Here is a 5,312-nt window from a genome sequence, read left to right as displayed (position 1 = left end):
CGCAGGACACGTCCGACGAATAGACAAAGGCGGCGCAATGCCGCCGGGAGCACGCGTGGCGGCACCGTATGGCGCCGCCACGCCGCTCAGACCGTCAGCAAACCCTTCTTCTCGATGAACGCGATCACGTCCGCGACGCCTTCGAGCGCCTTCAGGTTCGTCATCACGTAAGGCCGCTCGCCGCGCATCTTCTTCGTGTCGGACGCCATCACGTCGAGGTTCGCGCCGACCAGCGGCGCGAGATCCGTCTTGTTGATCACGAGCAGGTCGGACTTCGTGATGCCGGGGCCGCCCTTGCGCGGGATCTTCTCGCCGCCCGCGACGTCGATCACGTAGATCGTCAGGTCCGACAGCTCGGGGCTGAAGGTTGCCGCGAGATTGTCGCCGCCCGATTCGATGAACACGATGTCGGCGTCGGGGAAGCGCGACAGCATCCGGTCGACCGCTTCGAGGTTGATCGACGCATCCTCGCGGATCGCCGTGTGCGGGCAGCCGCCCGTCTCGACGCCCATGATGCGTTCCTCGGGCAGCGCGCCCGCGACCGTCAGCAGTCGCTGGTCTTCCTTCGTATAAATGTCGTTGGTGATCGCGACGAGGTCGTACCGGTCGCGCATCGCCTTGCACAGCATCTCGAGCAGCGTGGTCTTGCCGGAGCCGACAGGGCCGCCGATGCCGACGCGCAGCGGCGGCAGTTTCTTCGTGCGGCGGGCGGGGGAAGGGGCAGGTGCGTTCATGGCGGAGGGTGTCGGGTTCAGGAGCGGAACAACCGCGAATACTGGGTCTCGTGCCGCGCGGACAGGATGCCGAGCTGCGGCGCGAACGTGTTGACGGCGTCGGGTGGCGTCGCGAGCGCACGGCGCACGGCCGCGTCAATCGCGCCGCGTAGCGCGACGATGATGCGTTGCCCGGCGAGCTGGCCGAGCGGTACGGCCTTCAGCGCGGCGGACGTCTGGTTCTCGACCCAGCCGAATGCGTATGCGGCGAGCACCGCGTCGGCGCTCGCGTCGTGCGCGGCGGCTGCGTACGCGAACGCGGTGGGGAGCGCGATCGGCTTGATCGTTGCGAGTGTCGCGCGGCGCGCGGCATCCCCCCATTCGAGCGATGCGCACAGCTGCGCGAGCGACCAGCCCATCTGTTCGGTCTCGCGGCGCAGTTCCGCCGATTCGCGGCTGGCGACGTACCACGCGTTTTCGGTGGCGAGCGCCGACGCGTCGTGCGCGTGCCAGCGCGCGAGCTGGTGCTTGAGGAACGGCAACTCGCCGTGCGCGAGCACGTCGGTCAGGCCGCTGGCAATCCAGTCGCGCGCGGTGTCGGCGTCGCGGATCAGGTTTGCGTCGAGCGCCGCTTCAAGCCCCTGCGAATAGCTGAACGCGCCGATCGGCAGTGCCGGCGACGCGAGGTGCAGCAGTGCGACGAGTTCAGTGGTGGTCATGGCCGTGGCCGTGCGAGCAACCCGGACCATGCTGGTGATCGTGATCGTGATCGTGGTCGTGCGAATGCGAGTGCGAGTGCGAGTGCGAATGGCCGTGATGCTCGCCGAACACTTGCTGCGCGAGTGCGTAATCCTCGGCGAACGTCGCGTCGTGCCCGTGCTTGTGGCCACCACCGTACGCACCGGCTTCCGGGTGGAACGGCACGCTCGCTTCCTCGACCTGCGTGCCGAGCCGGCGCAGCATGTCCGCGAGCACGGGATCGGCTTCGAGCTTCAGGTAGCCGTCGCCGATCTCGACCGGCGTGTGGCGGTTGCCGAGATGGTACGCGGCGCGCATCAGCGTGAGCGGATCGGCCGCGCGCACGCGTAGCACGGTCTCGGGTGCCGCGGCAATGCGCACGAGTGCGCCGTCGTCGGCGACGAGCACGTCGCCGTCGCGCAGGATCGTGCCGCGCGGCAGCAGGACCGCGACGTCCTCGCCGGTGTCGAGCGTCGCCGCGAGGCGGCTCTTGCAGCGGGCGTCGTAGGCGAGCGTGAGCGTCGGCGCGCGCGCGACGAGCGACGCGGCGAGTTTCACGTTCGGGGCAATGCGTTTGTCGAGGGTGCGCATGAATCGAAAACCGGCAATCGGATCAGAACAGGAAATAGCGCTGCGCCATCGGCAGCACCGTGGCCGGCTCGCAGGTGAGCAACTGGCCGTCGGCGATCACGTCGTAGGTTTCGGGGTCGACGCTGATCGACGGGCGCCACGCGTTGTGGATCATGTCGGCCTTCGTCACGTTGCGGCAGTTGCGCACGGGCACGATCCGCTTCGCGAGGCCATAGCGTTCCGCGATGCCCGCATCGGCGGCCATCTGCGACACGAAGGTCAGCGACGTGCGTGCGAGCGCACCGCCGCGGGTGGCGAACATCTCGCGATAGTGGACCGGCTGCGGCGTGGGGATCGATGCGTTCGGGTCGCCCATCTGCGCCATCGCGATCATCCCGCCCTTCAGGATCATGGTCGGCTTGATCCCGAAGAATGCAGGCTCCCACAGCACGAGGTCGGCCCACTTGCCAGGTTCGATCGAGCCGACTTCGTGCGCAATGCCGTGCGTGAGCGCCGGGTTGATCGTGTACTTCGCGACATAGCGCTTCGCGCGGAAGTTGTCGTTGCGCGTACCGTCTTCCGGCAACGCGCCGCGCTGCACCTTCATCTTGTGCGCGGTCTGCCAGGTGCGGATGATCACTTCGCCGACGCGGCCCATCGCCTGCGAATCGGACGACAGCATCGACAGCGCGCCGAGATCGTGCAGGATGTCCTCGGCCGCGATCGTCTCGCGGCGGATCCGCGATTCGGCGAACGCGAGATCCTCGGCGATCGACGGATCGAGGTGATGGCACACCATCAGCATGTCGAGGTGCTCGTCGAGCGTGTTGATCGTGTACGGGCGCGTCGGGTTGGTCGACGACGGCAGCACGTTCGACTCGCCGCACACCTTCAGGATGTCGGGCGCATGGCCGCCGCCGGCGCCTTCGGTGTGGTACGTGTGGATCGTGCGGCCCTTGAACGCGGCGACCGTCGATTCGACGAAGCCACCTTCGTTCAGTGTGTCGGTGTGGATCGCGACCTGCGTGTCGGTGTCGTCGGCGACGGAGAGACAGTTGTCGATCGCCGCGGGCGTCGTGCCCCAGTCCTCGTGCAGCTTCAGCCCGATCGCGCCGGCCGCGATCTGCTCGACGAGCGGCTGCGGCAGGCTCGCATTGCCCTTGCCGAGAAAGCCGAGATTGATCGGCCAGCCGTCGGCGGCCTGCAGCATCCGCTCCATGTGCCACGGGCCCGGCGTGCAGGTCGTCGCGTTGGTGCCGGTGGCCGGCCCGGTGCCGCCGCCGAGCATCGTCGTGACGCCCGATGCGAGCGCTTCGTCGATCTGCTGCGGGCTGATGAAGTGGATGTGCGTGTCGATGCCGCCCGCCGTCACGATCAGCCCTTCACCGGCGATCACTTCGGTCGCGGCGCCGATCGCGATCGTCACGCCCGGCTGGATGTCGGGGTTGCCGGCCTTGCCGATCGTGGCGATGCGGCCGTGCTTGATCGCGATGTCGGCCTTCACGATGCCCCAGTGATCGAGGATCACCGCGTTCGTGATGATCGTGTCGGGCACGTCGGCGGCCACGCGCTGCGACTGGCCCATGCCGTCGCGGATCACTTTCCCGCCGCCGAATTTCACTTCCTCGCCGTAGGTCGTGAAGTCGCGTTCGATCTCGATCAGCAGTTCGGTATCGGCGAGCCGGACGCGGTCGCCCGTCGTCGGCCCGAACATTTCCGCGTACGCGCGGCGGCTCAAGCGTAGTGTCATGGTGCTGTTCCTGAAGAGCGGGGCGCGGCTTACAGCGGCCCCATCACCTTGCCCTGAAAACCGTAGACGGCGCGATCGCCCGCGAGGGCGACCAGCTCGACGGTGCGCGTCTGGCCCGGCTCGAAGCGCACCGCGGTGCCGGCCGCGATGTTCAGGCGAAAGCCGCGCGCGGCCGCGCGATCGAACGACAGTGCGTCGTTGACTTCGAAGAAGTGGTAGTGCGAGCCGACCTGCACCGGGCGGTCGCCGGTGTTCGCGACGACGAGCGTCAGCGTGGCGCGGCCTGCATTCAGTTCGTGTTCGCCGTCGTCGGTGAGGATTTCGCCGGGGATCATGCAGGGCCTCACGGAATCGGGTGATGGACGGTCACGAGCTTCGTGCCGTCGGGGAAGGTCGCCTCGACCTGGATGTCGGGAATCATCTCCGGCACGCCGTCCATCACGTCGTCGCGCGTGAGCAGCGTCGTGCCGTAATGCATCACTTCGGCGACCGTCTTGCCGTCGCGCGCGGCTTCCATCAGCGCGGCGGTGATGAAGGCGACCGCCTCCGGATAGTTGAGCTTCAGGCCGCGTGCGCGACGGCGCTCGGCCAGCAGCGCCGCCGTGAAGATCAGCAGCTTGTCCTTCTCGCGGGGAGTCAGTTTCATGAAGGCAGACGTTCAGGAAAACGTAATTTTTATCGGTGCGTGCGCAACGGGGCGAACGCGCGGGTCATCGTAGCACCGCGCTGTTTTGCGTGCGTCGTGTATCGGTTATGTAAGGAGCAAGGCGCGTGCCATGTGCATGGAACGCCGTGTGATGCGCGCTCGTGGTGCGCGATGCATGGGCAGCGTGCAGCACTGGCCGCGATGCTGCGCCGAAACGGTGCGTGGCGCGACCGCGCTCAGGTCTGCCAGAGTCGCAGCGGCCGTGCGTCGACGGCGTGCACGATCGGCCGCAGATGCAGCCAGCAGTCGGTGAAGTGGCGTTGCAGCGCTTCCATCGACGTCGACAGCGCGCGAACGAGCACGACGCCCGGTGTCACGCAGGTCACGCCCGCGCGCAGCGTGGTGTCGAACGGCATCCGTGCGGCAAGCGATTCGGCGAGCGCGGCGTCGCACGCGGCGCCGGCGGCCCACAGCGTGCCGTACGCGGGAAAGCCGGCGAGACCCTGCAATGCGCCGCGCAGCGGGTCGCGCGCATCGAGCAGCGCGCGTTCGGTCCATAGCGGCCGGCCGTTGGCATCGACAAGTGCCGAAGTCGACGCGATGCGTCCCGCCGACCAGGTTTCGCCGGCCGCCTGCCGGCCGAGCTGCGACGCATCCCAGCCGATCGCGCTGGCGCCCGCGCCGAGCTTGACCGTGAAGTCGAGCGACGCGTGCGCCGCGTCGAAGAACAGGTTGTTCTGCGGCAGCCAGTCGAGTTTCGCGTGCTCGCCGACCGTGATGCCGATGCGCTGCGTCGCGTCCAGCCCGTTCGACTTGTACCACTTGGTCGCGCCGGGCGTCGTCAGCACCGCGTGCGTGCCGTCGCCGAGCGCGATGTCGATGTCGAGCCGGTCGC

At 68.1% G+C, this 5,312-nt stretch carries 7 protein-coding genes; all 7 read right to left on the bottom strand.

The window, feature by feature from the left end; all coding sequences use genetic code 11:
• Positions 1-86: 86 nt before the first annotated feature.
• Positions 87-734, bottom strand: coding sequence for an urease accessory protein UreG (ureG, locus tag JYJ84_RS27700; RefSeq protein WP_174951117.1), 648 nt, complete (start codon positions 732-734; stop codon positions 87-89).
• Positions 735-751: 17 nt separating this feature from the next.
• On the bottom strand, positions 752-1,432 hold the full coding sequence (locus JYJ84_RS27695) for an urease accessory protein UreF (RefSeq protein WP_175222831.1): 681 nt from the start codon (positions 1,430-1,432) through the stop codon (positions 752-754).
• On the bottom strand, positions 1,419-2,042 hold the full coding sequence (ureE, locus tag JYJ84_RS27690) for an urease accessory protein UreE (RefSeq protein WP_175222830.1): 624 nt from the start codon (positions 2,040-2,042) through the stop codon (positions 1,419-1,421). The genes JYJ84_RS27695 and ureE overlap by 14 nt, the downstream gene beginning before the upstream one ends.
• 22 nt (positions 2,043-2,064) lie before the next feature.
• Positions 2,065-3,771 carry an urease subunit alpha gene (gene ureC, locus JYJ84_RS27685; protein ID WP_175222829.1) on the bottom strand — a complete coding sequence of 569 codons (1,707 nt, stop codon included), beginning with the start codon at positions 3,769-3,771 and terminating at the stop codon, positions 2,065-2,067.
• 29 nt (positions 3,772-3,800) lie between these two features.
• Positions 3,801-4,106, bottom strand: coding sequence for an urease subunit beta (locus tag JYJ84_RS27680; protein WP_046545089.1), 306 nt, complete (start codon positions 4,104-4,106; stop codon positions 3,801-3,803).
• 8 nt (positions 4,107-4,114) lie between these two features.
• Positions 4,115-4,417: an urease subunit gamma gene (ureA, locus tag JYJ84_RS27675; protein WP_006406310.1), complete on the bottom strand. Its 303-nt coding sequence runs from the start codon at positions 4,415-4,417 to the stop codon at positions 4,115-4,117.
• Between the two features lie 236 nt (positions 4,418-4,653).
• Positions 4,654-5,312: urease accessory protein UreD (locus JYJ84_RS27670; protein WP_205189708.1), on the bottom strand; the 659-nt coding region annotated here is incomplete at its 5' end.

Source organism: Burkholderia sp. LMG 13014, assembly GCF_905232215.1.
Classification (GTDB): Bacteria; Pseudomonadota; Gammaproteobacteria; order Burkholderiales; family Burkholderiaceae; genus Burkholderia.
This window is presented reverse-complemented; position numbering and strand designations above follow the sequence as displayed.